This is a genomic window from Alcanivorax sp. HI0044 (assembly GCF_001634945.1).
On record NZ_LWEZ01001870.1, the window covers coordinates 1 to 1,036 of the forward strand.

Annotated in this window: 2 protein-coding genes; both read left to right on the plus strand. The window is 56.0% G+C overall.

Going from position 1 to position 1,036, the window contains the following annotated elements; all coding sequences use genetic code 11:
* Positions 1–2 precede the first annotated feature (2 nt).
* Positions 3–803, plus strand: a complete 801-nt coding sequence (gene queF, locus A3730_RS27900) for an NADPH-dependent 7-cyano-7-deazaguanine reductase QueF (protein WP_082872556.1) — start codon at positions 3–5, stop codon at positions 801–803.
* Between the two features lie 43 nt (positions 804–846).
* The coding region (locus tag A3730_RS27905) for a DUF4870 domain-containing protein (RefSeq protein ID WP_156501416.1) at positions 847–1,036 on the plus strand (190 nt) is incomplete at its 3' end.

Here is a 1,036-nt window from a genome sequence, read left to right on the forward strand (position 1 = left end):
CGCTGGGCCGCTCCAGCGAGTATGTTGACGAGTACATGCCTTCGCTGTTGTGTCCGGTGCCGCGCTGGGATGCCCGCGAGTCCCTGGAGCTGGAAGACACCACTCTGCCTTTCCACGGGACCGATATCTGGAATGCGTATGAGTTGTCCTGGCTCAACGAGAAGGGCAAGCCCATGGTGGCCATGTGCGAACTGCGCGTTCCCTGTACTACCCCGAATATTGTTGAGTCCAAATCCCTCAAGCTGTATCTGAATTCGTTTGCCAATACCCGCTTCGAGAGTCGTGACGCGGTGCGCGCTGCCATCGAGAAAGATGTGGCGCAGACGGTGGGTGGCAATATCGAAGTGCTGCTGTATTCGCTACAGGAATCTGCGGGTTTTCCCGTGTGGGAAGACCGGGGTGATTGCGTGGACAATATCGACTTGTCCTTTGAGCATTATGAGTATCGCCCGGACCTGCTGCTATGTGATCAGGGCTCGGAGCAAACCGGGCAGCTCTATTCCCATCTGCTGCGCAGCCATTGCCCGGTTACCGATCAGCCGGACTGGGCTACCGTGGTGATCCGCTATACCGGCCGTGCCATCAGCCCGGCCAGTTTCTTGCGTTATGTGGTGTCACTGCGTAATCACCAGGGGTTTCACGAACAGATTATCGAACAGATCTTCGTGGACCTGATGGCCCAGTGTTCGCCCCGCCATCTGACCGTGTACGGCCGGTTTACTCGCCGGGGCGGCATTGATATCAACCCGTTCCGCTCCAACAGCGAACAACCCCTCCCCAACCGTCGCACCATTCGTCAGTAGCAAGGATGGTGGCGGGTTTTATTTTTCAACAAGGAACCTTTGAATGAGCGAAGAAAATAACAGCAATGGACTGGCGAAACAGGAAGAGCGGAGCCTGGGTCTGGCATGCCACCTGCTGGCCTTTGTCGGTATGGTATTTCCGTTCGGCAATATTCTGGGGCCACTGGTGATCTGGCTGGTTAAAAAAGACGATAGTGCCTTCGTGGATGACCAGGGCAAGGAAGCGTTGAATT